Source organism: Coprococcus sp. AF102-57 (genome assembly GCF_027686195.1).
GTDB lineage: Bacteria > Bacillota > Clostridia > Lachnospirales > Lachnospiraceae > Allocoprococcus > Allocoprococcus comes.
Genome location: NZ_JAQCSY010000016.1, coordinates 1 through 26,921 on the forward strand (window position 1 = coordinate 1; position 26,921 = coordinate 26,921).

Here is a 26,921-nt window from a genome sequence, read left to right on the forward strand (position 1 = left end):
TCCGAGTATGACGACGACGAGGAATACGAGGATGAAGACGAAGATGACTACCAGATCGATGATGAATTAGATGAAGATCATAAAGAGGATTTTGATTTTGAAAAAGAATCTGCTCTCGATATCGATGATCATGATTCTGACGAAGATGATGGTGATTTTGCAGACCTTGATTCCTTTGAAGATGAAGAAGAATTAGATAGCAGTGATGATTATCTTGATCTTGAATTTGACGAGAAACCGGCTCCTGAGCCAAAGAAAGAAACTTCAAAATCAGCGCCAACTCCTGATATTGACGAAGTTCTTGAAATCGAAGAACCGTCAGAAGATGAGATCACCGAACGCATGGGTAAATTCGATACCGGATTCGTTGTACAGGGTCGTTACGATCTGAGTGCAACAAGTGAGATCGGACTGAAGCTTGGACTTACTGAAGAGCAGAAGCAGCTGTTCTCTTACTTTGTACCGATCCGTGGTGTCAGTGAACAGCTTGTTGAAATCCTTGATAACGACAAACGTTGCCGTAACCGTTATGGAACTTCCCGCACAGGCAACATCCTGATCCTTGGCCGCAAGGGAAGCGGAAAAACAGTCCTCGCAGTTGATATTGTAAAAGCAATCCAGAAACAGCGCAGACTCAAACAGGGTAAAGTTGCAATCGTAACCGGTGATTCTCTGAACAAAAAGGACATCGGAAGTATCATCGATAAGCTGAACGGTGGCGCACTGATCATCGAAAAAGCTTCCAAGATGAATGACAGAACCATCCGTGAACTGAATGATATGATGGATGAACAGACCGGCGAACTTCTCTTCCTTCTGGAAGACCAGAAGAAACCGCTGGAAAGAATGTTTGCATCCCATCGCGAATTCAAACGTAAATTTACTTCCAGACTGGAGCTTCCGGTATTCATCAATGATGAACTGGTTACATTCGGTCAGACCTATGCTAAGGAAAACGGATACCGTATCGATGAAATGGGAATCCTTGCATTATACAGCCGGATCGATATGATGCAGAGAGAAGATCATGCGGTTACTGTTGCAGAAGTAAAAGAGATCATGGATGAAGCAATTTCACATTCCCAGAAAGCAAATGTAAAACATCTTGTGAAACGGGTATTTGGAAGAAGCACTGATAATTCAGACCACATCATCCTGAAAGAAGATGATTTTAAATCATAAGATTTCTACAAAGAACGCGCTTCCGGCGCGTTCTTTTGTATATGCAGACCAAACCGATAACTATAAACAAAGAGTTTTAGACATCTTACATAAGAAGTGTATAAGTTGTCCAAAACTCTTTCTTTTTATCGCTATTTCTAGTATAATATTCCTAAATATCTTTGATAGAAGGTGAATGGGATGGCAGTAAAAAAAACAACAGCACAACAGACCAACACGACCCACAAGACGGCCGTAAAAAAATCTACTGTAAAAAAACCGGCAGCTGCTAAAACTGCTGCTAAAAAGTCTACAGCTAAAAAGTCTGTAAAAACTGTAACAAAAGATAAACCCGCTGATTATAGAATCGGCGAATTAGATCAATATTTATTCGGACAGGGAACCCATTATGAAATCTATAAAAAAATGGGTGCACATTTTGTAAAAGATGGCAAAAAATCCGGCGTATATTTCGCAGTATGGGCTCCACATGCCAGATCAGTTTCCGTAATCGGTGAATTCAACGGCTGGAGTGAAGATGCAAACGTTATGAAGCGTCAGGAACCGCTTGGAATCTATACCGCATTTGTTCCGGAAGCACAGCTCGGACAGCTTTACAAGTACTGTATCGAGACACAGACCGGAGATAAGCTTTACAAAGCTGATCCATTTGCGAACAGTGCAGAGTTGAGACCGGGAACTGCCTCAAGGATTGCTGATATCTCCCATTTAAAATGGAGTGACAGTGTCTGGATGAAGCACCGGGCAGAATGGGATTTCCATTCCTCACCGATTTCCATTTATGAAGCACATATCGGTTCCTGGATGCGCCATCCGGGACGTGAAGATGAGGGGTTCTACAGCTACCGTGAATTTGCGCATGCAGCTACAGACTACATAAAAAAGATGGGGTATACTCATATCGAATTGATGGGAATTTCAGAATACCCATTTGACGGCTCCTGGGGATATCAGGTGACCGGATATTATGCTCCGACCTCCCGTTATGGTACGCCGGAAGATTTCGCATATATGATCAATTATTTCCATAAGAATAAGATTGGCGTAATCCTTGACTGGGTACCGGCACATTTTCCACGCGATGCACACGGACTCGCTGATTTTGACGGCACAGCTACCTTTGAATATGCAGATCCTAAGAAAGGGGAACATCCGGACTGGGGAACCAAGATCTTCGATTATGGTAAAGCAGAAGTTAAGAACTTCCTGATCGCCAACGCACTGTTCTGGATCGAACATTATCACATCGATGGTCTCCGCGTAGATGCTGTTGCTTCCATGCTGTATCTTGATTACGGTAAAGAAGACGGTCAGTGGATCGCCAACAAATACGGCAGCAATGAGAATCTGGAAGCAATCGAATTTTTCAAGCATCTGAATTCCGTTACTACCGGACGTAACCCTGGCGCACTGATGATCGCAGAAGAATCCACTGCATGGCCAAAAGTAACGGGCAAACCGGAAGATGATGGTCTTGGATTCAGCCTGAAGTGGAACATGGGATGGATGCATGACTTTACCGAATACATGAAGCTGGATCCATATTTCCGCAAAGGCGACCACTACGGTATGACATTTGCCTTAACCTATGCATACAGCGAGAATTATATTCTTGTATTATCACATGATGAAGTGGTACATCTAAAATGTTCTATGCTCAATAAGATGCCTGGTCTTGGATTTGAGAAATTCGCCAACCTGAAGGTCGGTTATGCTTTCATGATGGGACATCCTGGAAAGAAACTTCTCTTCATGGGACAGGATTTCGGACAGCTCCGCGAGTGGAGCGAGGCGCGTGAGCTTGACTGGTATCTCCTTGCAGAGCCGGAGCATCAGGCACTCCAGAATTTCTACCGTGACCTGCTGCATCTTTACACACACAACAAAGCCATGTATGAACAGGATACCTGCATGGAAGGCTTTGAGTGGGTCAATGCAGATGACAGCTCACGAAGTATTTACAGCTTCATCCGTCATTCAAAGGGCGCAAAAAAGAACCTTTTATTCGTATGTAACTTCACACCGATCGAACGACCGGAGTACCGTGTCGGCGTACCACGCGGCAAACAGTACCGCCTGGTACTGAACAGTGATGAATTGCAGTATGGCGGAAGCGGAAAAGCCCGCCCGGCAGTATATAAAGCAAAGAAACAGGAATGTGATGGAAGACCATATTCATTTGGTTACGATCTTCCGCCATACGGTGTTGCTGTATTCGAATTTTAACATAGCAAGTCAATGCAATCTGCGCAAAATATTCATCATACGAATAATTGATTCCACCAATTATTTTCTTAACATTTCCCGGATTCGTTCTTCCAGAGTTTCTTCTGGAAGAACTCCGGTTGTATATCCACAGATTTTTCCATCTCTGTACACCACAAACGTCGGTACGATCTCAATGCCTATATACTCTGCAATCTCTTTCGATATATCAATATCAATCTTATAAAAAATCCATTTTCCCTGATACCGGCTGGCAATCCTTTCCACAACAGGATACATCATTCCGCACTTTGGACACCATGATGCGTAAAACTCCACAATTACCGGCATCCTCTGCTTTCCGACTGTATTTTCATAATCCTTCGTGATCAATGCGATACCCATACACTTTCCTCATTTCTGCCATCTCAGGCTATGTAAAAAGGACTGGATTTAGTGGCATCCACATTTCGGGTTTAAGATTTTATAGACTTCCTGAAAAGAATTTCTGAAACAGATCAGCTTTTTATTAAATCTTGGATTCTTATAGCAAAACCCCCGCATACAATTCTGAAAATGATGCTTTTTCCGCATATCGGTTCCTTCCTGATTTCCTCTTTCTACAATATATGCAAAAAGACAGCCGATGTGCGGATTGCTCCGTATCTGCTGTCTCTTATATTGCCAGGAATCATCTTACGCACTCAGCGCCTTTATGATCTGCCTGTTGCATTTTATTCAATTGTCTTACTGGCGCATTGCGATCAGTTTATGGATCGGATGTCCCTGCCCGGAAAATTTCTCCTCGTACTCAGTCATAACATTCCCTCTGCTGAGTGTCGGATCATTGTGAAGATCATAGGTCTTCGCCAGAAGTACCCAGCCTGCCAACTCCACCTGCTCCAGTGAAAAGTCAAACAGCTCTCTGTTATCTGTCTTAAATTCAACGACTCCGTCAAAGGCAAGGATCTTGTCATACCGCTCAAAAAACTGCTTGGAAGTAAGTCTGCGCTTTGCATGACGTGCTTTCGGCCACGGATCTGAAAAATTCAGATAAATTTTGTCAATCTCTCCGACAGCAAAAACCTCCGGCAGATTTGTCGCATCCATACAGATAAAACGAATATTATTGACATCCTTGTATTCCTCGTCATTGTCAAAGCGTTCCAGCGCCCGAAGCAGTACGCTTGAATAACGTTCGATACCGATATAGTTGATGGATGGATTCTCCTTTGCAAGCGTCAGAAGAAACTGTCCTTTTCCCATCCCGATCTCAATATGGATCGGATTCTCCGGATTCTGAAAAGTCTCTTTCCAGGTGCCGCGATATCTGGTCTCATTTTTAATTACAAGGGGATGAGCTGTCAGATAAGCATCTGCTCCCGGTACATTTCTTAACCTCATATATCTTTCTCTTCCTTTAGTGAAAATATGTATAACCTTATTTATTTTATACTATTCTGAAATATTTGAAAACCCAAAAATACATTTTATAAGTTTTGTATAAAATATTCTTATGATATTCTCTTATTTTTTAGTAGAATTTTCTAATTTAAAGTAGTAGAATATGTATGCATTATTAAAAATGTATAAATAATTTTTAAGAAAGGAGTCGGACAATGGATCATATTGTTAAAAAGCTCTCCGAAATCGAACACGCAGCCGAAGCTGTTGTGGAACACGCGGAACTGGAGAAATCAGAACTGGAAGAACGCATTCAAAATGAACGCAATCAATTCGACAAACAACTTGAAGATCACACCCAAAAGGAGCTGAACGATATCCACAAAGGATTAAAACGTCAGATGGATGAGATTCTTGCAAGGCAGAACCGCAAGAACCAGACAGCGATCGAAGAACTTAAAAAAGATTTTGAAGAGAAGCATACGGCATATGCCGAGAAAATTGTCAGACGTATCATAGAGGGATAGCATATGGGAAATTTACTTGCATACAGTGGCATCGTAACAAAAGTACGCGCCATGCAGGCGAAACTGCTCACTGATGAAGATTTCCAGAACATCGCCGCATTTCATACAGTAACCGAAGTTGCTGCTTATCTCAAAGAACATCCCGGATATCGGAATGTCCTTGCAGATATGGACGAAAACCGTCTTCACCGCGGTGAGATTGAGAAGCTTCTTGTGCAGTCACTTTACAGTGATTATACACGCCTGTACCGTTTTTCCGGAATGGATCAGAAAAAATTCCTGGAGCTTTATCTGAAGCGCTACGAGATGAATCTGATCAACTATTGTCTGCGTATTGTATTCAACCACTATCAGAAGCCTTTTGATCTGGATCATAAGAAAATATTCTTCGACAAATATTCGGATCTCTCCATCGATAAACTGATCACTTCGGGGAATATCGGTGAGCTGGTGGAAAATTTAAAGGGCACAGAATACTATGCGCCGTTAAAACGTCTGGAAAATGCGGAGAACCCTACCCTTTTTGATTACGATCTGGCACTGAATCTGTACTATTTTACAACCATGTGGAAGAAACGCAAAAAGATTCTGAAGCATAAGGAACTGGAAATTTTCACCAGAGATGCCGGAGCAAAGATCGACCTGCTGAACCTGCAGTGGATCTACCGTGCAAAAAAATATTACAACATGCTTCCGCCGGATATTTCCACACTGCTGATCCCGATACACTACCGGATTCATGTAGATCAGCTGAAGGATCTTGTAGAAGCACCGTCTGTCGATGAATTTTTAAAGCTGGTTACCAGAACGCCTTATCTGCGTCACACCGATACTCAGACACCAGCGTCCATCGAAACGATTTACAAAGACTGCCTGTACCGTCTCTACCTGGCAGACAGAAGAAGTAACCCTTATTCCATCGCAACCGTGAATACCTATCTTTTTCTGAAAGAGGAGGAGCTTGATAAGCTTACAACTGTGCTCGAATGTGTTCGCTACGGACTTCCTGCACGTGAGACATTAACTTATATAGGAGGAACAGCGAAATGATTGTTAAGATGAAGTTCCTGAGCATTACCGGACCACGCGCCGACATCGACCGCATGACAAACCGGTATCTTTCCAAATATGAGATGCAGCTTGAAAATGCACTCACGGAGCTCAAGACAGTAGATAATCTGATGCCATTTCTGGAAATGAACCCTTACCGTGATCCACTCGCAAAAGTGACACAGTTTCTGGGATATATGAAAGACATGCCAGCAGAGCCATCCTTTGATCAGAGCGAAGACGAGATCCTTGAGATGATTCGTTCTATCAATCATGACTACATGGATCTGCAGCAGCAAAAAGAAGAACTGAAAAAAAAGAGAGAGAATATCCAGGCACGTATGAAAGTCCTGGAACCTTTTACTTCTCTGGATTTTGACCTGCATGAGATCATGCAGTACAAATACATCCGCACAAGATTTGGAAAAATCAATGTGGATTATTATCACCGGCTGGAAAAAGCGCTTCTTGAAGACATTGATGCATTATTTCTGGAAGGCTCCAGAGATGCCTCTTATGTCTATGGCGTTTATTTTGTATCGGATGCTGATGCAGGAAAGGTCGATTCGATTATGCGGTCTCTCCACTTTGAAAAAGTCGATCTGCTGGAAGACTTTGGCGGAACCCCGCTGGAAGCTTACCGGAGCCTGGATAAAGAAGTCCAGAATCTGACCGATGAAATCCAGGCAGTGAAGGATAAACGTCAGGAGATGTTCCGCAAGAACGCTTCCAGACTACTCGGTGCAAGAATTCAGCTGGAACGTTTTTCCGATAACTTTGATATTCGGAAATTTGCGGCACGAACCGAGACAGACGAGCAGGAAGAATACTACATCCTCTGCGGCTGGATGTCCGAAGAAGATGCAAATGCATTTATCAAAGAGGCACAGGGAGATGACAAGGTTTATATCGTAGTAGAAGAGGACCGGGAACAGTATTTTGGAGAACCTCCTACCAAGCTTGAGAATCCAAAGCTTTTCAAACCATTTGAAATGTTCATCAAGATGTACGGACTTCCCAAGAGCGGTGAGATGGATCCGACCATTTTTGTAGGTATCATGTACAGCTTTATCTTCGGCGCCATGTTCGGGGATGTCGGTCAGGGACTGCTGCTCTTTATCGGCGGTGCGATCCTGTATTTCACAAAGAAAATGAACCTTGCCGGAATCGTATCACTTGCCGGAATCTTCTCCACCTTCTTTGGATTTATGTTTGGAAGTGTGTTTGGATTTGAAGACATTATAGAAGCCAAATGGATCCGACCGATCAATCATATGACCACCTTACCGTTTATCGGAAAGCTGAATACTGTATTTATCGTATCGATTGCTTTTGGTATGGGAATCATCCTGATTTCTATGATTTTCCATATTATCAACGGCATCCGTGCCAAAGATACCGAAACAACCTGGTTTGATGCAAACGGCGTGGCAGGGCTGATATTCTACGGGGCAGCAGTTACCTGCATCGTTCTTTTCATGACAGGTCACTCTCTGCCGGGTGGAATCGTTCTTGCAGTGATGTTCGGAGTACCGCTTCTTCTGATCGCACTGAAAGAGCCGCTGACGAACAAGATCAAAAAGAAAACCGAAAAAATGGAACAAAGCAAAGCAATGTTTGTCACCCAGGCATTCTTTGAATTATTTGAAACCCTGCTCAGCTATTTTTCAAATACGCTTTCCTTTATCCGTATCGGTGCATTCGCAGTCAGCCACGCTTCCATCATGGAGGTTGTACTGATGCTTGCCGGTGCCGAAAGCGGACATATTAACTGGGTAGTGATCGTACTCGGCAACCTGTTTGTATGTGGATTCGAAGGACTGATCGTTGGAATCCAGGTCCTGAGACTTGTCTATTACGAGATGTTCAGCCGTTTCTACAAAGGCAGCGGCCGCGAATTTAAACCTTATACAGGTACTGCAAAAAATTAGTTTTTCATTTTAGGAGGAAATTATCATGACTTTAACAACTAAACTTATTCTCATTGCCGCACTGGTTTTAAGCATTTTCATTCCATTCGGATATTACCTGCTCGGAGAAAAAAATAAAGGACGTTATAAATGTGCACTTGCCTTCAATGTTCTTTCTTACTTTGGAACCTTCCTTGTAGCAGGGATCATGCTCTTTGGAAGTGTACCGGTACATGCGGCAGACGCCGCTGCCTCAGGCGCAGGTCTTGCAACCGGTCTTGGTTACATTGCAGCAGCTCTTGTTACCGGTCTTTCCTGCATCGGTGGCGGTATTGCCGTAGCAAGTGCAGCAAGCGCAGCTCTTGGAGCTATCAGCGAGGATTCCAGCGTCCTTGGTAAATCCCTTATCTTCGTAGGTCTTGCAGAAGGTGTATGCCTGTACGGTCTTATCATCTCCTTCATGATCATCAGCAGACTGTAATCATGAAAATGTATCTGATCAGTGACAACGTGGATACTTATACCGGAATGCGGCTTGCCGGCGTGGACGGTGTCGTAGTTCATGAAAAGCAGGAGCTGCGTGATGCGCTGGAAACTGCCATGAACGACAAGTCGATCGGTATCATTCTTCTGACGGAACGCTTTGGAAGAGAATTTCCGGATCTCATCGATGAGATCAAGTTAAAAAGAAAGATGCCTCTTCTGATCGAAATTCCGGACAGACACGGAACAGGACGTAAAAAGGATTTCATTACCTCATACGTCAATGAAGCGATTGGACTGAAACTTTAACTAGAAAGGCATAGAAGGTGAGACAATGACGCTTGAAGAGAAAATAGCGCATTTACAGGAAACGGTCATGACTGAAGCCCGTTCTGAAGGAAATGCGATCATTGACAATCACAAAAAAGCGCTTGAATCTTTATTTGAAAAGCATAAAAAAGAAGCGACCGCACAGTCTGAGGTCCGTATCAAATCCGAGACCTTAAGAGCCAGAAGGCAGGTAAATCAAGCTGCGGCAAAAGCCGAAACCGAACTGAAACGTGCTCTTGGCAAAACACAAAATGAATTAAAAGTCAGGCTGTTTGATGAAGTAAAGGAACTTCTTTCTGACTTTACAAAAACAGACGAATATCTGGACTATCTCTGCAGCAAAATCCGCGAAGCCGCACGCTTTGCAGATGGCGAGGAGATGACCATTTATATTTCTCCTTCTGATAAGGAGAAACAGACAGAACTGGAAAAACGTACCGGCATGACGATCACCATCAGTGAATATGATTTTATGGGCGGTATGCGTGCTGTAATCCGAGGCCGTAATATTCTGATCGATCACAGCTTCCAGGCTGCAGTCGATTATGAATATCATCAGTTCAGTTTTGCAGCAGGAGGTGCAGGAATTGAATAAGACAGCAACTATTTATGGAATAAACGGTCCGGTCATCTATCTGAAGGGTGACACCGGATTCATGATGTCGGAAATGGTCTATGTGGGAAAGGAAAAGCTGGTTGGCGAAGTTATTTCCCTGGACAAAGACATCACGACTGTTCAGGTCTATGAAGAGACTTCCGGGCTGAAACCGGGAGAAATCGTAGAGGCTTCCGGAAGTCCGGTATCTGTAACTCTGGCACCTGGAATCCTGAACAATATTTTTGACGGAATCGAACGCCCGCTTGAGCAGATCGCAAATGTGGGCGGCGGTGCATTTATCACCCGCGGCGTCAGCGTTGATTCGCTTGACCGCGACAAATTATGGGATACCCACATCACCGTGGCCAAAGGAGATTACCTTCATGGCGGAGATATTATAGCGGAGGTTCCGGAGACCAGTGCGATCGTACACAAATGTATGGTTCCGCCGGATGTGGAAGGTGAAGTAATCTGCTGCGCGTCGGACGGAGAATACCGGATTGAAGATACACTTGTCACTCTGCGGCTTTCCGACGGAACAGAAAAACAGCTCAACATGATACAACACTGGCCGATCCGTAAGGCGCGCCCGACAAGCTACCGTTTCCCGGCAAGTGTCCCTCTGATCACCGGACAGCGGATCCTGGATACCATGTTCCCGATTGCAAAGGGTGGAACTGCCGCAATCCCAGGCGGATTCGGTACCGGAAAAACCATGACCCAGCACCAGATCGCCAAATGGTCCGATGCCGATATTATCATCTATATTGGCTGCGGCGAGCGTGGAAATGAAATGACACAGGTGCTGGAAGAGTTTTCAGAGCTTGTGGACCCAAAGAGCGGCAATCCGCTGATGGACAGAACCACTCTGATCGCCAATACCTCCAACATGCCGGTAGCTGCCCGTGAAGCAAGTATTTATACCGGACTTACCCTGGCTGAATATTACCGTGACATGGGTTATGACGTAGCGATCATGGCAGACTCTACTTCCCGCTGGGCGGAAGCCTTACGTGAGCTTTCCGGCCGTCTGGAAGAGATGCCGGCAGAAGAAGGTTTCCCGGCTTACCTTGCCAGCCGTCTGTCTGCTTTCTACGAGCGCGCAGGCATGATGCATAACTTAAATGGCAGTGACGGATCCGTGACCATTATCGGCGCCGTATCGCCTCAGGGAGGCGATTTCTCCGAGCCGGTCACACAGAACACCAAACGTTTCGTCCGCTGCTTCTGGGGCCTGGACAAGAGCCTTGCCTACGCAAGACATTTTCCGGCGATCCACTGGCTGACCAGCTACAGCGAGTATCTGACCGATCTCGCCGCCTGGTACCACGACAATGTATCACCCAAATTCGTTGACTACCGCAACCGCATCATGGCACTTCTGAACCAGGAGAGCAGCCTGATGGAAATCGTAAAGCTGATCGGAAGTGATGTACTTCCGGACGATCAGAAACTGGTTCTGGAAATTGCAAGAGTCATCCGTCTCGGATTTTTGCAGCAGAATGCATTCCACAAGGATGATACCTGTGTCTCTCTGCAGAAGCAGTACAAAATGATGGAAATCATTTTATATTTATACAAACGCTGCCGCGAACTGGTAGCCATGAATATGCCAATGTCTGTCCTCAAGGAGGAAAATATTTTTGAACGTGTCATTGCGATCAAATACGATGTTCCAAATGACAATCTTCAGCTTCTTGACCAGTATCTGGCAGATATTGATGCTTTCCATGACCGCATCATGGAAAAGAACGCGTAAGGAGGGAAAATAAAATGGCAATTGAATATTTAGGCCTCAGCAGCATTAACGGCCCTCTGATCGCGCTGGAAGGCGTTCAGGATGCTTTTTATGATGAAATCGTAGATTTTGTCGTAAACGGCAAAGAACACAAAATGGGACGTATTGTGGAGGTCTACAAGGACAAAGCAATCATCCAGGTATTTGAAGGCACGGAAAATATGTCTCTTAACAATACCCACACCAGACTTACCGGACATCCGATGGAAATCGGTCTGTCCGAAGAAATGCTTGGAAGAACCTTTAACGGAATCGGCGAACCGATCGACGACCTTGGACCGATCACGGTTGAAGAGGTGCGCGATGTCAACGGACTTCCGTTAAATCCGGTCAGACGTGAATACCCTCGTAACTATATCCGCACCGGAATTTCTGCGATTGACGGACTGACCACACTGATCCGTGGACAGAAGCTGCCGATCTTTTCCGGCAACGGTCTTCCGCACGACCAGCTTGCCGCACAGATCGTAAAGCAGGCTTCTCTTGGCGGCAGCACGAATGAGGATTTCGCCATCGTATTCGCCGCAATGGGTGTCAAGCATGACGTAGCTGATTTCTTCCGCAGAACCTTTGAGGAAAGCGGTGTTGCAAACCATGTGGCAATGTTCCTGAACCTTGCCAACGATCCTGTCGTCGAGCGTCTGATCACCCCGAAGGTTGCGCTGACCGCCGCTGAATACCTTGCATTTGAAAAAAATATGCACATTCTGGTCATTCTTACCGATATGACTTCCTTTGCAGAAGCCATGCGTGAGGTTTCTTCTTCCAAAGGAGAAATCCCAAGCCGTAAAGGATATCCGGGATATCTGTACAGTGAACTTGCCACCTTATATGAACGTGCAGGAATCGTAGAAGGAGTAAATGGTTCTGTCACACAGCTCCCGATCCTGACCATGCCAAATGATGACATTACCCACCCGATCCCTGACCTGACCGGTTATATCACCGAAGGACAGATCGTACTTGACCGGAATCTTCACGGACAGGCAATCTACCCGCCGATCAGCGTTCTTCCGTCCCTGTCCCGTCTGATGAAAGACGGTATCGGAAAAGGATATACCCGGGAAGACCACCAGGACCTGGCAAACCAGCTTTTCTCTGCATATGCTAAAGTAGGAGAGGCTCGGAATCTTGCTTCCGTTATCGGAGAAGACGAGCTTTCTCCGATTGACAAAAAATACCTGGAATTCGGAAAGGCATTCGAGGAGCGTTATATCGGCCAGGGACCGAATGAAAACCGTACCATCGAGGAAACCCTGGATCTTGGCTGGGAACTGCTTAGAATCCTTCCAAAAGAAGAACTTGACCGTGTCGATACCAAGATTCTTGACGTATACTACAAAGGCTAAGGAGGGAAGTCTATGGATCCACGTTCATTTCCCACCAAGGGAAATCTGATACTTGCGAAAAATTCACTGACACTTGCCAGACAGGGATATGAGCTGATGGACAAGAAGCGGAACATTCTGATCCGCGAGCTGATGGGCTTAATCGACGAAGCAAAGGATATTCAGGAAGAAATCGATAAAACCTTCACCTATGCCTATCAGTGCCTTCAGAGGGCGAATATCGAGCACGGGATCAGTACAGTAGAAGAACTTGCCTATACAGTTCCGATTGAGGATTCTATCCGCATCCAGACGCGAAGCATTATGGGAACAGAAATCCCGAAAGTGAAGTACGAAAAAGAAAATACCAGACCAACCTATGCATTCAGTACTTCCAGAGAATCCATCGATATCGCCCGTGATGCATTCTGCCGTGTTAAAGAGCTGACACTCAAGCTTTCTGAGGTAGAAAATGCAGCGTACCGGCTGGCTTCAAGTATCAAAAAGACACAGAAAAGGGCAAATGCCCTGAAAAATATTACGATTCCGATGTATGACAATCTCGTATATACGATTACAAATGCACTGGAAGAGAAGGAACGGGAAGAATTTACCCGACTGAAAGTGATCAAACGAATGAAAAACAAATAATATTTCTGAAAAAATCATAAAATATAGAAAATATATTGACACTACACCCGTTTTGTTATATAACTTATAGAACAAATAAGATTACAAAAGCAATAGATTTTACAAATCAGGGGGTGAGCATATGACTTTTTGGAAAGTATCCGACACCAGAATGAACTGCCTTATCACAGAAGCAGAGATTGCCGCACTTGGCTACTCACTGGAAGATCTGACACAGGACAGGGAGCGTACCGAAGAATTTTTGAATCTTCTTCTCAAGAAAGGGAAAGAAGTCCTTGGGCTTAACACAGACAATGGAATCCAGGGATTTTACGGTGCATTTCTTCCTGACCGGAGCCTGATGCTGTCGATCTCCTGCCAGGCTGAGAATTCTCTGGAATCCATCCAAAAAGATGGTTCTGAAGCTTCCGGTATGCTGATTGAGCCTGACAGCAGTGAGAAAGAGACCGTTCGCTGGCAGATTCTCTTTCCAAGTCTGGATAATGCAATCGACTTCTGCAAGATCCTTGGATACGGCCAGGCATCAGAAAGCCGTCTGTATAAAGATGACGGTGTCTACTACCTGATGGTAGACTTCCCGAATACAGAAGACGGCAATAAAAAGGCTCAGCGCATCGTATCCGCCGGTGAATTCGGTGGCATGATCGAAAAAGATGCAATTTCTGAAGCTTATCTGAATGAACATGAAAAATGCCTCCTGAACAAGGATGCAATCGATATTTTATGCAAGATGTAGTAGAAGGGGACTAAAATAGTCCCCTTTTTAGTACACGAAATAGATTTTCCTTTATTTTTCCACATATCCAGTAACTTTCCACAAATGAAATAAACGATTACTTTTACATATGTCTTCATTTGTTACATATGTCTCCATCTGTAGAAACAGATTCTAAAAAAAGAGCACCGTCCCCGATGCTAATTCATCAAAAACAGTGCTGATACTGCGCCTTCAGGGATTCGAACCCTGGACAAATAGATTAAGAGTCTACTGCTCTACCAACTGAGCTAAAAGCGCATACATTATTCGGTTTTCCGTAACGCAAGATTTATTATATAAGACAGCTATAAAAAATGCAAGCTTTTTTTTCATAAATTTTAAAATTTTTTTAAATAGATTTTTTTGCTGACAAAGAATGTGCCAAGGCACATATAAAAAAGATCATGTGTACCGTCCGAAATTCGAACACATGATCTTTTTTGTGTACCTTTTAGGGTGGTTTTTTCTTATCCTACATAAATTTACTGATATATCCCTGTACAAAGATAAATAATACAATCAGCGGCAGGATATAGCTTACATAAAATTTCGCCCATTTCGGGAATTTCAATCCTTCTCCGGTATCCGCTTCTTTCAGGAAGTTCTTCCATCCCCATCCATAACGGCTTGTACAGAACAGAAGATAGATCAGACTTCCAAGTGGAAGCAGGTTGTTACTTACCAGAAAATCCTCCAGATCCAGTACTCCGGAACCTTTTCCGAACGGCATAAATCCACTCCATACATTAAATCCGAGAACACAAGGCATGGAAAGTACCGCCACAACCACGATATTGACGATTACAGCCTTTTTCCGGCTGCATCCGGTCAAATCAATGGCAAAGGATAAAATGTTCTCAAAAACAGCGATTACGGTCGATGCCGCAGCAAAAATCATAAATAAGAAGAATAAGGCTCCCCAGATTCTTCCGCCTGCCATGGAATTAAATACATTCGGAAGTGTGATAAAGATCAGGCTCGGGCCTTCTCCCGGATCCACCCCATATGCGAAGCATGACGGGAAAATGATCAGACCCGCGATCAAAGCAACAAAGGTATCCAGAAGTGTTACCAGGACTGCTTCTCCTGTAAGACTGCGGGATTTGTCGATATAGCTTCCGAAAATAGCAATTGCGCCGATTCCAAGGCTTAATGTGAAGAAAGCCTGTCCCATAGCGGCAAAAATCGTGTCAAATAAGCCATATTCCACGACTTTGTGGAAATCCGGTGCCAGGTAGAAGCGAAGCCCCTCAGAAGCCCCATCAAGCGTTACAGAACGTACTGCAAGGATCAACATCAGTGCAAGCAGAAGCAGCATCATAACCTTTGTGATCTTTTCCACTCCATTTTGAAGCCCCATTCCACAAATTGCAAAACATCCAACAACAACAATGATCATAAAGAAAGTCATTGCTCCAGGTTTTGCAAGCATATCGGAAAAAACACCTGCAACAGCTGCAGTATCCTTTCCCTCAAATTCACCAGTCGCCATTTTAATGAAATACTGGACCATCCAGCCTGCAATTGTTGTGTAGAACATCATCAGCAGATAGTTTCCGGCCATAGCTCCAAACTTATACCAATGCCATTTCGTTCCTTTTGGCTCCAGACGGTCAAAGGAAAGCGCCGCACTTACTTTACTGGCTCTTCCGACAGAAAATTCCATTACCATGATCGGAAGTCCAAGAATCAGTAAAAATGCAAGGTAAATAAGAACAAATGCTGCTCCACCATATTTTCCTACAATATAAGGAAAACGCCAGACATTACCAAGACCGATCGCACATCCTGCAGAAATAAGGATGAATCCGAGTCTTGAAGAAAATTTTTCTCGTTGCATAAAAAATCCTCTCATTCTATTAAATTGTGGATAACTTGCCAAAATGATACTTATCCCCATTTTTCGACAAGCTTGTGGACAACTTTTTTCCAGAATATCCACAGAGGAATTATACTGAATTACTGGGAAATTGTCTATGATTGTTTATATTTTCATTGGCGAAGCTACCTGATAATTTTAATTTTCCCCTTTTTAGTACACGAAATCGCCAGATGTGTACCTTTTGGGGTAAAAATTTGCATGTATATATATATTAAAGATAACAACAGCTTATTAAAATTCCTTTGTTTATATTAGGAGGGCTGAAAAAGCCCGTGGTTGACGCATTTCGGGGCATATTTTGTGTACGGAAACGGGGTAGGTTGTTTACTTCAGAGGGCAAAGAGGTGTACATATATGGGGATTGTTGTTTACTTTGCGGGGTTACGCAGTGTACTTGAAGGGTTGGCGATTTTACCTTTTCTGTACACAAGTGTCGAAAAAATTTAAAAAAAGGCTTTACAAGAGGGGGGTTCTTGTATATAATCAACCTAGACGTACCGTTTTGGTACACAATTTTTATCAAAAAAGGTACCTTAATGGTACACGAAAAGAACAATACACACCTTAAACGTACACAAAACGTAAAAAAAGGCAGAAACCCCATTTTATGGGGTACTTTTTAGGGGAGGGTGTTCCTTTTTGGTACACAAATCCCCAATATAAAGGGGTTGGTTACCCCGAATGGTACACAATAAGGGATTATATGGGGTGTAGAGGGGATTTTAATACACCTCAAAAGTACACAATAATACAGAAGAAAACAATTAAGGGGTATGAGCGATGAAGGAAACACAGAAAAAACCAAAAGAGAAACAATTGCTGGATCGTGATACGGTCTCCCGGTCCAATGTGCTGATCGAAAGTAAATCCAGTACATCATTATTTGAAAGAAAGCTTCTTAATATTGCAATCGCAAAAGCATATGTAGAAGACGGTGAGCTGATCGCAAAGGTTTCCACCAAGGATGTTAAGAATTATCTTCATATAACAGGAAACTCCATCTATTCCCGTCTGAAAGAAGTATCAAAAGAGACATTGGGACATGTAGTAAGTATCGAGGACGACGAAAAAGAGAACTTCATCATGTTCAATGTAGTGAATAAATGTGAATATAGAGATGGTGTGTTTACAACCAGATTTACTAAAGAGATGAAACCTCATATCTATAACCTGAAAAAAGACTATACCCGTATGAGTCTTGATGTATTGTGCTCTTTTAAATCCCTGTTCACAACCCGTGTTTACGAAATCCTGAGAACCCAGTATTATCGTTTTGACAGGGAACAGTGTGACCAACTGATCGTACCGAGACCGCCGAAGAATCCATACACGATCGCAGAGCTTAAATTTACACTGAATGTAGTGGATGCAAATGCATCTAAAGCAGTAAAACGTCTTGTTGAGCAGGGACGTTTTGAAGAAGCGCTTGCAGAGATTAAGGATGCACCGTTTGAAGATTGGCGTAATTTCCGTAGAAAAGTACTTGAAGTTGCGAAAAAAGAGCTGGAAGAATCCGAGTATTCCGAGATCTGCTTTGATTATGAGCCGGTTAAGAGCGGGAAGGGCGGAAAGGTTACAGGAATCCGTTTCTTTGTGAAGAAGAATCCGAAGTGTATCCATCATTCAGATCTTCAGCGTATGCCATCCGGAGAAGAAGAGGGCGAAGAGATTGCGCCAAATGTACTGGCTGCAAAGAAAACTCCGGTTAATGAAAAACTGATTTTAGAAGTTGCTGATATTTTTGGAAATGAACCGATCACGATTCAGGAGATTAAGGTGCTGCTTCAGGTATCCGATAACCAGCCGGATGTGATCCGGAAAGCTTTTAAGCTGTCACAGGAGCAGGCATACATCAATAATCTGGTCGGATGGCTCAGAAAATGTATCGAAGAAAAGTGGTATGAGAACGAAAAAGTATCCAAGTTCAAAGGAAAGACGCTGGAAGAAGCGCAGATGACACTGGATCTTTATCAGGAATACATAGAAGAGCGCGAAAAAGTGAAAAAAGAGTAGGGTATTTTCTGCGAAAAGCAGAGTTATTACCTAAATGGTACACAAGTTAAGCGAGATAGTGTACAAAGTATACGAATCGAGTAGGAGTCAGCCTACTCGATTGTCTTATTTTATGATGGAAAATTAAATTAGATGTTGGGATCAAGAGGTCAAAAATCCTTTTGCAAGCAAGCTTGCATCAGCTTTCTGACCTTTTGACCCTGGTATCTTAAATTATGGAGGAACGGAAGAAAATTATGGAAATAAGAAGATTGCTGGATTTTTTAAAGACAGCGGAACAACTGAAATGTAACACCAGACATTCGTATACTTCAAGTGGCAGGTTGGAGAGTGTGGCAGAGCACAGTTGGCGGCTGGCTTTGATGGCAATGCTGGTTGGGGATGAATTTCCGGAGCTGGATATGGATAAGGTGATAAAAATGTGTCTGATCCATGATATGGGTGAGGCGATCACCGGAGATATTCCGGCATTTGAAAAGACGGATAAAGACCGAAAGGTTGAGAATAAAAAGGTGGAGCAGCTGACGGATATACTTCCGGAACCGGTCCGTGCAGAATGGAAGGCATTATTTGAAGAGATGGAAGCGATGGAGACACAGGAGGCGAGGCTTTATAAATCACTGGATAAGCTGGAGGCGCTGATCCAGCATAATGAGGCGGATATCTCGACATGGATTCCGTTGGAGTATGATCTTCAGATGACGTATGGGAATGAAGAATGTAAGTTTACGGAATATATCCAAAGGCTTCGGGATGAAGTGAGGAAAGATTCCAAGCGGAAGATTGAAGAAAGCAAACAGAAAGACTAATAAAAAATTTTCATAATAGTTGCATTGGAAATGTAATACTACATATTCATGCTGAGCCGGGGCGAATGTCCCGGCTTATTTTCTATATATGATAAGTAAAAATTTAATTATAAATCGGGGTAACAGGATTCGAACCTGCGACCTCACGGCCCCCAGCCGTGCGCTCTGACCAAGCTGAGCCATACCCCGAAGTGTTATTTCATTATAGTATAAATTGTTTTAAATCTCAATCATTCTTTTGATGTGAGAAAATGCTGTTGACAGGTTTCTGGAAAGAGTTCAAAATAACGATATGCAAATATAAATGAGTAGGATGAGGAACGATTATGGAAAATTTAATTTTCAGTTTGAATGCAACGATTCCGATCTTTTTGATGATGTTACTTGGAATGTTATTCAGAAAACTGGGGTGGATGGATGAAGTCTTTGCGGCAAAGATGAACAAGTTTGTATTTTTGGTTCCGCTTCCGGTGTTGCTGTTTGAACAGCTGGCGACCGTGGATTTTTCGGAAGTATGGGATATTAAGTTTATTCTTTTTTGTTTTATGGTGACGGCGATCAGTATTACGATATCAACTTTGATTTCACTGCTGTGGAAAGATCGGAGCATTAAAGGCGAATTTATACAGGCGACTTACCGGAGCAGTGCGGCGCTTCTTGGAATTGCTTTTATCCAGAATATTTACGGAACTGCGGGAATGGCACCGCTTATGATCATCGGCAGTGTGCCGCTTTATAATATTATGGCGGTTGTGGTGCTTTCAGTGTTTAAACCGGGGAATAATTCTTTTGATAAGGCGCTGGTAAAGAAAACGCTGAAGGGGATTGCAACGAATCCGATCATTATTGGAATTGTGGCGGGATTTGTCTGGTCTGCACTTAAGCTTCCGATGCCGACAATTTTACATAAGGTTGTATCCAATATCGGGGCGACAGCGACGCCGCTGGGTCTGATGTCGATGGGAGCGACATTTGAGTTGAGGAAAGCGACATCGAAAATGAAGCCGACAATTGTGGCAGTGTTTATGAAGCTGGTTGGATTTTGTGCGGTTTTTTTGCCGGTAGCAGCAGTTCTTGGATTTAGGAATGAAGAGTTGATTGCGATTCTGGTGATGCTTGGATCTGCTACGACGGTCAGCTGTTTTGTTATGGCAAGGAATATGGGACATGAGGGGACGCTTAGTTCCGGAGTGATTATGATGACGACGTTGTTGAGTGCGTTTACGCTTACGATGTGGCTGGATGTGTTGAGGTCATTTGGGTTGGTGTAAGAAGAATAAAAATAGAAGCAGCTAGTTAAAATGGGAATTGTGGTAGCACACCATTGACTAGTTGCTTCTATTTTTTAAAGATTAAATAAGTCGCTGTGACTGCCGGTTCGAGTAAGAGTGAGGACAAGGACATCATCATCGTAGCGATAGATGAGCAGCCAATCTGGTAAGATGTGGCATTCTCGGTGTCCAACCCAATTGCCGGATAATGGATGATCTTTGTGTTTAGGATCCAGGCTCTCGCCGTTTGCAAGTTTGGTGACGATTTCTTTTAGAAGTTCTAAATTAAGACCGCGTCGTTTTGCAAGTTTGTAATCTTTTTTAAATTGAGTGGTATTTTTGATTTCATATTTTGTCATGAATCAAGATCTGCAAAAAGTTCATTAACATCATGATATCCTTTGATGTTAGGATCTTTTGCAATCCTTTCTGCCTCAAGCATAGCAGAGACGGTTTCTTTACTTGGAGTTCCTTCTGTAATTTTGAAAGGAATTCCTCTTTCGCGGAGAGACTGGCGGACAAAAATATTGAAAGCTGTGCTGAGATTCATACCGAGTTCTTCGTAAAGAGCTTCGGCTGCAGCTTTGAGATCGCTGTCCATACGAATGCTGATATTACTTGTTGTTGATTTTGCCATAGTAATCACCTCTTTTTATGATATAGATATTATATGGCAAATGCACGAAAATATCAATATATTGCACAAAAAAATACATTATATATGAGCTGCTGTTAGAGGGGCGCGAAGGCGCTGGCGCTGTTCGCTTGGGAGGATGGTGCCAGGGGCGGGGAAGGCGCTGGCGCTGTTCCCCTTGGATGGATGTGTGTTGTAGGTAAAAGGGGTTTGTTGGTCGAATGATTTAGGGGAGGAGCAGTGCACCACAGCTCGTGAACCTGGCGGTTCATTCGCTGTGCGAGCTATCGCTCTATCAAAATTAAAAAATAGCCAAATTTTCATGCGAGCATGAAATTTGGCTATTTTTTTATTTTGGCACTGCTCTATCTGAGGACAAAGTACTGTTCATACCACAGTAAGAATGAATATACGGTATAAATCTTTCTATGATAATTTCCGACTTTATTCTTATGATCTTCCAGCCATTTCAGCAGTAATTCCTGATTGAAGAATTCGGATACGAAGTCTTTCTGGAACATTTCTTTTACTTTATTATAGTATTTATCTTCTCGGAGCCATACTCTGAATGGTACGAGGAATCCGAGTTTTTTACGTTTTGCCCAGTCCATTGGGATGTGGGAGAGGGCGGAGGTACGGAAGGCTTTTTTGGTTTCCATGCCGTCTACGCAGTATTTGCTGTCGATGCTGCGGGCGAGTTCCCAGACTTTTTTGTCGAGGTATGGTACACGCAGTTCGAGGGAGTGTGCCATTGTCATCTTATCTGCTTTGAGCAGGATGTCGTGTGGCAGCCACAGATGCATATCGAGGAAGAGCTTTTTATGAAGGTCGTCCTGATCTTTTACCTGGTCGAAGTACGGTTTGGTTACGTCCTGGTAGCGCATCTTGCTCTTATATGCAGGAGAGAGTACTTCATCTGCTTCTTCGTTGTCCATGATGAATGCCTGGCCGATGTAGGAATCTTCTACGGAAGTTGCATTTCTCTTGAGGAAGTTAAGTCCTCTCTTGTCTGGCTGGTGTTTTGCCCAGTCTCCGAGTTTTTTACGGATAGATGCCGGTACGATCTTGCGGTACATATCACCGGATTTGCTTGGGATATATGTCTCGTATCCACCGAACATCTCATCTGCGCCTTCTCCACTTAAGACTACTTTTACATCTTTGGCTGCGAGCTGTGACAGATAGTACAGCGGTACAGCGGAAAGGTTGGCATGTGGTTCATCGGAATGATACTGAACCTCCGGCAGAGCATCGAAAAATTCGTCAGAAGAGATTTCTTTCTTTGCATTGCTCATATGAAGGATATCGCACAGATCCTTGGAGAAGGTTGTCTCATCGAATCCGCCGACTTCAAATCCTACGGAATAGGTCTTCATCGGTTTTACAGTAGATGCGATGTAGCTTGAATCAACACCACCTGAAAGGAAAGATCCTACTTCTACATCAGCAATCTGATGGTAATCAACAGAATCCTGAATTGTCTCACCGATGAGTTTTACTGTCTCGTCAAAGCTGCGGTCTTTCTTTGCATAAGTCGGATCGAAGTATTTTGTTTTCTTAAGTTCTTTTCCATCATAAGTGAAGTATGTTCCCGGTTCTAGTTTGAATACACCTTTGAACATGGTTTCAAGAAGTGGGGTGTACTGGAAAATCAGGTACATCTTGAGAGCATCTTTGTTGACCTCTTTATGGAAATGTGGGTGAGCCAGGAAGGACTTAATCTCAGAACCAAATAAAAGGCTTCCATTCATCTGTGCATAGTAGAATGGTTTGATTCCGAAGTAGTCCCTTGCTCCGAATAAGTTGTGAGTTTCTTTATCGTAAATTACAAATGCGAACATTCCGCGGAGCATAGAAGCAATTTTTTCACCATAGGTTTTGTATCCCTGAAGAATAACTTCTGTATCGGAGTTTGTCTGGAACTGACATCCGTGTTTCTCAATCAGTTCTTTACGGATTTCCTGATAGTTGTAAATCTCTCCGTTGAAAATAATGACATGTTTGCCATCTGCACTGTGAATCGGCTGAGATCCGCCTTCAAGGTCGATGATACTCAGACGGCGGAAGCCAAGGGCTACATAGTCATCAACAAAGCTTCCCTTGCTGTCAGGTCCGCGGTGGGCAATGCGTTCACCCATCTGGTCGATGACTTCTTCTCTATTAAAATCGCCGGTGCCATAATAGCCTGCAAATCCACACATAAATTGCACATCCTTTCTGAATTGATACATATTAAAAATATTATAGTAACTTAATTTTGCCTGTAGATTTATTTATTATACCATAGTCTATATAAGATTAACAAGGGATAAAAACCGGAAAGGAATATCCAATAAAATCAGTAGGATATTCCTTGCATATTTTTTACAGGTGTTATATAGTGAAAAATGCGGATAAATGTGTAAAAGCCGGCAAAGAAAAGGGGAATCCGGGAAATGGAAAAGGTAAAAACTTTCCTGGCAGATATATCTGATCTGCTTAATGAGAAAAATTATCAAAAAATTTATAAAAAAGTTCCGGCGTTCCGACAGGAAAAAGCAGACCGGCTGAAGCACAGGGAGGATCAGGCTCAAAGCGTAGGTGCATGGTATCTTTGGATGAAGATACAGGAGAGACACAAGATACCGCAAGATGCAGGGCAGTCCTTTAATTTATCACATTCTGGGAAATATGTTCTGTGCAGCGCAGGCGTATCCGGAGAGCGGGTAGGCTGCGACATCGAATGCATGCGGAAATATCATGAAAGGCTGGCAGAAAAATATTTTTGTTCTTCTGAATATGAGAGAATCCGGAATGCAGATGAAGCGGAGCAGACGGAAATGTTTTACCGCTACTGGGTTTTAAAAGAAAGCTTTTTAAAAGCGACGCGCAAAGGCCTTGTGATGGGATTGAATACCAGCGAGATCCAGATTCCGAAGCAGGGAGATCCGTTTTTTTTAAGGAAGCCGGAAGAGATCCGGGAAGCTTATTATTTAAAAGAATATCAGACAGATGGAGCAAGGATTGCGGTGTGCTCAACGAATCCGAATTTTGACGAAAATATTTTGGATATGACAGATATTTACAAAAGAGAAATGATTGTGGAACTTAAAGATTGAAAATAAGCCAATGAAACAAGAAGTGGATTGGTTAAGAGTTTACAGGTATTTTATGAGAGAAGAAGGAGAAGAAGATGCTTACACAATTTTCGAGAACAGAACTGCTTCTTGGCAAAGAGGCGATGGATAAACTGAAGAATTCAAGAGTTGCCGTATTTGGAATCGGCGGAGTCGGCGGTTATGTATGTGAGGCACTGGTACGAAGCGGAATCGGGGCATTTGACCTGATCGATGATGACAAGGTATGTCTGACCAATTTAAACCGTCAGATCATTGCAACTAGAAAGACGGTAGGGAAATACAAAGTAGATGTTATGAAGGAGAGAATGCTGGAAATCAATCCGGACGTGAATGTGCGGATCCACAAATGCTTCTTCCTTCCGGAAAATGCAGATGAATTTCCGTTTGATGAGTATGATTATGTAGTTGATGCAGTTGATACGGTGACTGCAAAGATTGAGCTTGTCATGAAATCGCAGGCAATGAATGTGCCGATCATCAGCAGTATGGGAGCCGGAAACAAGCTGGATGCAAGTGCATTTAAAGTGGCTGATATCTATAAGACACAGATGTGTCCGCTTGCAAAAGTTATGCGCCGGGAGTTAAAGAAGCGTCATGTTAAGAAGTTGAAAGTTGTTTATTCAGAAGAGAAACCGACCAGACCAATCGAGGACATGGCAATCAGCTGCAGAAACCACTGTATCTGTCCGCCAGGAGCAAAGCATAAATGTACGGAGAGAAGAGATATTCCGGGAAGTGTGGCATTTGTGCCATCTGTAGTCGGACTGATTATCGCAGGGGAAGTAGTGAAGGATCTCTGTGCAAAATAAAATCGCGGGCGCCCCTGCGGGGCGCATATCAAAACCAGGCATTTGCTGTCAGAACTTGCAGCAAATGCCTGGCTTTTTTGTTTCATTTTTTTTCACAGATTTTCCGGAAAATCTTATACGATCTGTATCGGAGATCAGAAAACAGAGGTAACTCTGGAGAGTAATTATACAGAGCTTTAAACTTAAAAAATTCTAAACTTGTCGGAAAAGACTGTTTTCTCATGAAGAAATATGTTAAAGTAAGGCTGAAATATGCGTAAAAAGGGAACAAACATTAACGAGATATCGTTTAAGGAAGGAAGAACCATAGACATATGATGAGAGAAGACAGGAAAAGAGCGGAGCAGCGCCAGAAAAAAATGGCGAGGCGCAAGCGGGAAGTACGAAGGATGAAAAGAAAGCTATATAAAGCAGGCATTTTTGCAGCAGCAGGAATTATCGTGTTGGCTGTGATCCTGATGCTTTGTGGAAGTGGAAATGCAAAGAAATCTGCAAAAAAGACATCCTCTGCCAAGACAAAGACAGAAACAGAAACAAAGACACCAGAAGAGATAGAAGCTGAGAAAGTCCAGGAGGTGCTGGATTCTGACCAGTATAAAGACCAGCTGGGCGAATTATATAAGAAAAACCCGGAGACGAAGGAAATCATTCTGAACAGAGAAAAGTATTCCGATGATCTGCTGACATGGCTGTTTGATCATCAGGAAGCACTGCAGTGGGTGATTGATTATCCGGAACAGTCAGCACGATCAGAGGAAGAACTCAGTGCGCAGGGACTTCAGGCGGTAGATTTGAAAGATTACAGAATTCAGAACCATATTCCGGTATATTTCCAGTGGAGCGAAGTATGGGGATATGCATCTTATGGTTCCGAGAATATCGGAATGGGTGGATGCGGACCGACCAGCCTTTCCATGGTGGCGACAGGACTTACAGGCAATACTTCATTTACACCGAAGTATGTGGCAGATATGAGTGTCAATATGGGATATTATGTAGATGGAGTCGGAACAGACTGGACGCTTATGACTGCAGGAGCTTCAGAACTTGGAATAAAATCTGCACAGCTTACAAACTGGTCAGAAGACACTCTCAAATCCGAGCTTTCGGCAGGACATCCGATCATCTGCAGTATGGGACCGGGTGATTTTACAAACCAGGGACATTTTATCGTCCTTTCCGGGCTGACAGAGGAGGGCAAGGTACTGATCAATGATCCGAACAGTAAGATCAACAGTCGTAAGAAATGGGATCTGAATACAATTATAAATCAGATGAATGCAGCGTGGTCATTCTGGGTATAAAAATTTGGAAAAAGTGCAGGAGAATTGGATAAATTCCCTTGCGCTTTTCTTTTATTTATGATATAAATAGATATTGTCGAGAGACAAAATGGGTGGATTCCCGAGTGGCCAAAGGGGACAGACTGTAAATCTGCTGCAATTTGCTTCGGTGGTTCGAATCCACCTCCGCCCATTGATGCGAGGTTGAAAAGACAGTGCAGAGCGCGTATGCTTTTCGCAAAAACCGTATGAGCATCTCTTGCCGCAGTGGCGGAACTGGCAGACGCCCGGGACTTAAAATCCCGTGGGTAGTGATACCCGTACCGGTTCGATTCCGGTCTGCGGCATTAGTAAAAAGTAGGAGAAACGTTGAATTTACAGCGTTTCTCTTATTTTTTTGTTTCAAAAAGTTTGAACACCTTTGAACACTTTATGATGAAATACCAAGATTCTGAAAAGCAAGCCTGTCATTCTTCCTCTTATTGACATTCCGCAAGTAATGCAATGTTGTAGCTGTTTCGCTATGTCCCATTAAATAACTAAGGGTTGTAAGATTATTTCCGTCAAAAGCTGTTGAAGCATTGTAAAATCGTTAAGGAAAGAATCGAAGGTGGTGCAAACGAAAAAGCAGTATGGAGACTTTTCATTAACTGCCCTTTCGTTTGCATCAATTTCGATTTTTTCTGGTTGAACAAAGCGCGTCAACTCTATATGGACTTTTAATTATGACACTCTATTTATAATAGGATAGCGTGTACACATAGAAACACATAGAATTTATAATTCAGTCCTGTATTATGACACCAGAAATAAGCCTCCCTAAGGAAGCCAAAAAAATATACAGTTATGATACGTTAACAGAGCATATGTGGTTTTGG

At 43.2% G+C, this 26,921-nt stretch carries 23 protein-coding genes, 4 tRNA genes and 1 pseudogene; 20 read left to right on the top strand and 8 right to left on the bottom strand.

The genetic code is table 11. From position 1 onward, the window contains the following. A pseudogene (locus PGZ10_RS10855) lies at nucleotides 1-1,182 on the top strand (hypothetical protein); the annotation flags it as partial. A gap of 180 nt (nucleotides 1,183-1,362) precedes the next feature. Continuing rightward, complete coding sequence (gene glgB / locus PGZ10_RS10860; RefSeq protein ID WP_270205809.1) at nucleotides 1,363-3,408, top strand: 1,4-alpha-glucan branching protein GlgB; 2,046 nt, start codon at nucleotides 1,363-1,365, stop codon at nucleotides 3,406-3,408. Nucleotides 3,409-3,468: 60 nt separating this feature from the next. Here the strand turns inward: glgB and PGZ10_RS10865 are convergent, their stop codons facing one another. Next, nucleotides 3,469-3,792, bottom strand: coding sequence for a thioredoxin family protein (locus PGZ10_RS10865; RefSeq protein WP_008371132.1), 324 nt, complete (start codon nucleotides 3,790-3,792; stop codon nucleotides 3,469-3,471). Between the two features lie 342 nt (nucleotides 3,793-4,134). Further along, nucleotides 4,135-4,791 carry a tRNA (guanosine(46)-N7)-methyltransferase TrmB gene (trmB, locus tag PGZ10_RS10870; protein ID WP_008371128.1) on the bottom strand — a complete coding sequence of 219 codons (657 nt, stop codon included), beginning with the start codon at nucleotides 4,789-4,791 and terminating at the stop codon, nucleotides 4,135-4,137. A 215-nt stretch (nucleotides 4,792-5,006) separates the two neighbouring features. Between trmB and PGZ10_RS10875 the strand changes: the two genes are divergently transcribed. The 10 genes from PGZ10_RS10875 to PGZ10_RS10920 all read left to right on the top strand — a co-directional run bounded on the left by PGZ10_RS10875 (nucleotide 5,007) and on the right by PGZ10_RS10920 (nucleotide 14,202). Further along, nucleotides 5,007-5,318 carry a hypothetical protein gene (locus tag PGZ10_RS10875; RefSeq protein ID WP_117823995.1) on the top strand — a complete coding sequence of 104 codons (312 nt, stop codon included), beginning with the start codon at nucleotides 5,007-5,009 and terminating at the stop codon, nucleotides 5,316-5,318. 3 nt (nucleotides 5,319-5,321) lie between these two features. Beyond that, nucleotides 5,322-6,368 carry a V0D/AC39 family V-type ATPase subunit gene (locus PGZ10_RS10880; RefSeq protein ID WP_008371124.1) on the top strand — a complete coding sequence of 349 codons (1,047 nt, stop codon included), beginning with the start codon at nucleotides 5,322-5,324 and terminating at the stop codon, nucleotides 6,366-6,368. Next, nucleotides 6,365-8,299: a V-type ATP synthase subunit I gene (locus PGZ10_RS10885; RefSeq protein WP_270541441.1), complete on the top strand. Its 1,935-nt coding sequence runs from the start codon at nucleotides 6,365-6,367 to the stop codon at nucleotides 8,297-8,299. The genes PGZ10_RS10880 and PGZ10_RS10885 overlap by 4 nt, the downstream gene beginning before the upstream one ends. A 25-nt stretch (nucleotides 8,300-8,324) precedes the next feature. Then, nucleotides 8,325-8,759, top strand: a complete 435-nt coding sequence (locus tag PGZ10_RS10890) for an ATP synthase subunit C (protein WP_270541442.1) — start codon at nucleotides 8,325-8,327, stop codon at nucleotides 8,757-8,759. Between the two features lie 2 nt (nucleotides 8,760-8,761). Next, nucleotides 8,762-9,070, top strand: a complete 309-nt coding sequence (locus tag PGZ10_RS10895; RefSeq protein WP_008371119.1) for a V-type ATP synthase subunit F — start codon at nucleotides 8,762-8,764, stop codon at nucleotides 9,068-9,070. Nucleotides 9,071-9,095: 25 nt separating this feature from the next. After that, on the top strand, nucleotides 9,096-9,686 hold the full coding sequence (locus PGZ10_RS10900) for a V-type ATP synthase subunit E (protein WP_055248772.1): 591 nt from the start codon (nucleotides 9,096-9,098) through the stop codon (nucleotides 9,684-9,686). Next, a complete protein-coding gene (locus PGZ10_RS10905; protein ID WP_082421065.1) occupies nucleotides 9,637-11,448 on the top strand; it encodes a V-type ATP synthase subunit A in 1,812 nt (603 codons plus the stop codon). The genes PGZ10_RS10900 and PGZ10_RS10905 overlap by 50 nt, the downstream gene beginning before the upstream one ends. 14 nt (nucleotides 11,449-11,462) lie before the next feature. Next, entirely contained in the window at nucleotides 11,463-12,836 is a 1,374-nt protein-coding gene (locus PGZ10_RS10910; protein ID WP_008371111.1) for a V-type ATP synthase subunit B, read from the top strand. A gap of 12 nt (nucleotides 12,837-12,848) precedes the next feature. Then, complete coding sequence (locus PGZ10_RS10915) at nucleotides 12,849-13,466, top strand: V-type ATP synthase subunit D (RefSeq protein ID WP_008371109.1); 618 nt, start codon at nucleotides 12,849-12,851, stop codon at nucleotides 13,464-13,466. Between the two features lie 121 nt (nucleotides 13,467-13,587). Next, nucleotides 13,588-14,202 (top strand): adaptor protein MecA, encoded by a 615-nt coding sequence (locus PGZ10_RS10920; protein WP_270541443.1) that lies wholly within the window; start codon nucleotides 13,588-13,590, stop codon nucleotides 14,200-14,202. Nucleotides 14,203-14,408: 206 nt separating this feature from the next. On the opposite strand, the gene PGZ10_RS10925 is transcribed toward PGZ10_RS10920, so the two are convergent. Both PGZ10_RS10925 and PGZ10_RS10930 read right to left on the bottom strand, forming a co-directional pair. Continuing rightward, nucleotides 14,409-14,481 (bottom strand) — tRNA-Lys (locus PGZ10_RS10925). Nucleotides 14,482-14,695: 214 nt separating this feature from the next. After that, nucleotides 14,696-16,063: a sodium-dependent transporter gene (locus tag PGZ10_RS10930; protein ID WP_270541444.1), complete on the bottom strand. Its 1,368-nt coding sequence runs from the start codon at nucleotides 16,061-16,063 to the stop codon at nucleotides 14,696-14,698. An 822-nt stretch (nucleotides 16,064-16,885) separates the two neighbouring features. Here PGZ10_RS10930 and PGZ10_RS10935 point away from each other — a divergent pair. Further along, a complete protein-coding gene (locus tag PGZ10_RS10935) occupies nucleotides 16,886-18,118 on the top strand; it encodes a replication initiation protein (protein WP_117558134.1) in 1,233 nt (410 codons plus the stop codon). A gap of 236 nt (nucleotides 18,119-18,354) precedes the next feature. Beyond that, nucleotides 18,355-18,927, top strand: a complete 573-nt coding sequence (locus PGZ10_RS10940; RefSeq protein WP_055297628.1) for an HD domain-containing protein — start codon at nucleotides 18,355-18,357, stop codon at nucleotides 18,925-18,927. 114 nt (nucleotides 18,928-19,041) lie between these two features. Here PGZ10_RS10940 and PGZ10_RS10945 read toward each other — a convergent pair. After that, a tRNA-Pro gene (locus PGZ10_RS10945) sits at nucleotides 19,042-19,116 on the bottom strand. A 137-nt stretch (nucleotides 19,117-19,253) separates the two neighbouring features. Here PGZ10_RS10945 and PGZ10_RS10950 point away from each other — a divergent pair. Further along, nucleotides 19,254-20,198, top strand: a complete 945-nt coding sequence (locus tag PGZ10_RS10950) for an AEC family transporter (protein ID WP_270541445.1) — start codon at nucleotides 19,254-19,256, stop codon at nucleotides 20,196-20,198. Between the two features lie 74 nt (nucleotides 20,199-20,272). Here PGZ10_RS10950 and PGZ10_RS10955 read toward each other — a convergent pair whose 3' ends face one another. The 3 genes from PGZ10_RS10955 to asnB all read right to left on the bottom strand — a co-directional run bounded on the left by PGZ10_RS10955 (nucleotide 20,273) and on the right by asnB (nucleotide 23,033). After that, complete coding sequence (locus tag PGZ10_RS10955; RefSeq protein ID WP_118219318.1) at nucleotides 20,273-20,557, bottom strand: type II toxin-antitoxin system YafQ family toxin; 285 nt, start codon at nucleotides 20,555-20,557, stop codon at nucleotides 20,273-20,275. Continuing rightward, nucleotides 20,554-20,835, bottom strand: a complete 282-nt coding sequence (locus PGZ10_RS10960; protein ID WP_055155989.1) for a type II toxin-antitoxin system RelB/DinJ family antitoxin — start codon at nucleotides 20,833-20,835, stop codon at nucleotides 20,554-20,556. The genes PGZ10_RS10955 and PGZ10_RS10960 overlap by 4 nt, the downstream gene beginning before the upstream one ends. 362 nt (nucleotides 20,836-21,197) lie before the next feature. Next, the gene (gene asnB, locus PGZ10_RS10965) at nucleotides 21,198-23,033 is read right to left on the bottom strand and encodes an asparagine synthase (glutamine-hydrolyzing) (protein ID WP_270541446.1); all 1,836 of its coding nucleotides are present in this window, start codon (nucleotides 23,031-23,033) and stop codon (nucleotides 21,198-21,200) included. 234 nt (nucleotides 23,034-23,267) lie between these two features. On the opposite strand from asnB, the gene PGZ10_RS10970 reads away from it, so the two are divergent. From PGZ10_RS10970 to PGZ10_RS10990, 5 genes are all read left to right on the top strand, one after another. After that, nucleotides 23,268-23,930, top strand: coding sequence for a 4'-phosphopantetheinyl transferase family protein (locus tag PGZ10_RS10970; RefSeq protein ID WP_270541447.1), 663 nt, complete (start codon nucleotides 23,268-23,270; stop codon nucleotides 23,928-23,930). Nucleotides 23,931-24,004: 74 nt separating this feature from the next. Beyond that, a complete protein-coding gene (locus tag PGZ10_RS10975; RefSeq protein ID WP_270541449.1) occupies nucleotides 24,005-24,760 on the top strand; it encodes a tRNA threonylcarbamoyladenosine dehydratase in 756 nt (251 codons plus the stop codon). A 389-nt stretch (nucleotides 24,761-25,149) separates the two neighbouring features. Continuing rightward, nucleotides 25,150-26,064, top strand: a complete 915-nt coding sequence (locus tag PGZ10_RS10980; RefSeq protein WP_182438672.1) for a C39 family peptidase — start codon at nucleotides 25,150-25,152, stop codon at nucleotides 26,062-26,064. Nucleotides 26,065-26,154: 90 nt separating this feature from the next. After that, nucleotides 26,155-26,236 (top strand) — tRNA-Tyr (locus tag PGZ10_RS10985). A 68-nt stretch (nucleotides 26,237-26,304) separates the two neighbouring features. Continuing rightward, nucleotides 26,305-26,390: transfer RNA gene (locus PGZ10_RS10990), tRNA-Leu, on the top strand. The last annotated feature ends 531 nt before the right edge of the window (nucleotides 26,391-26,921 follow it).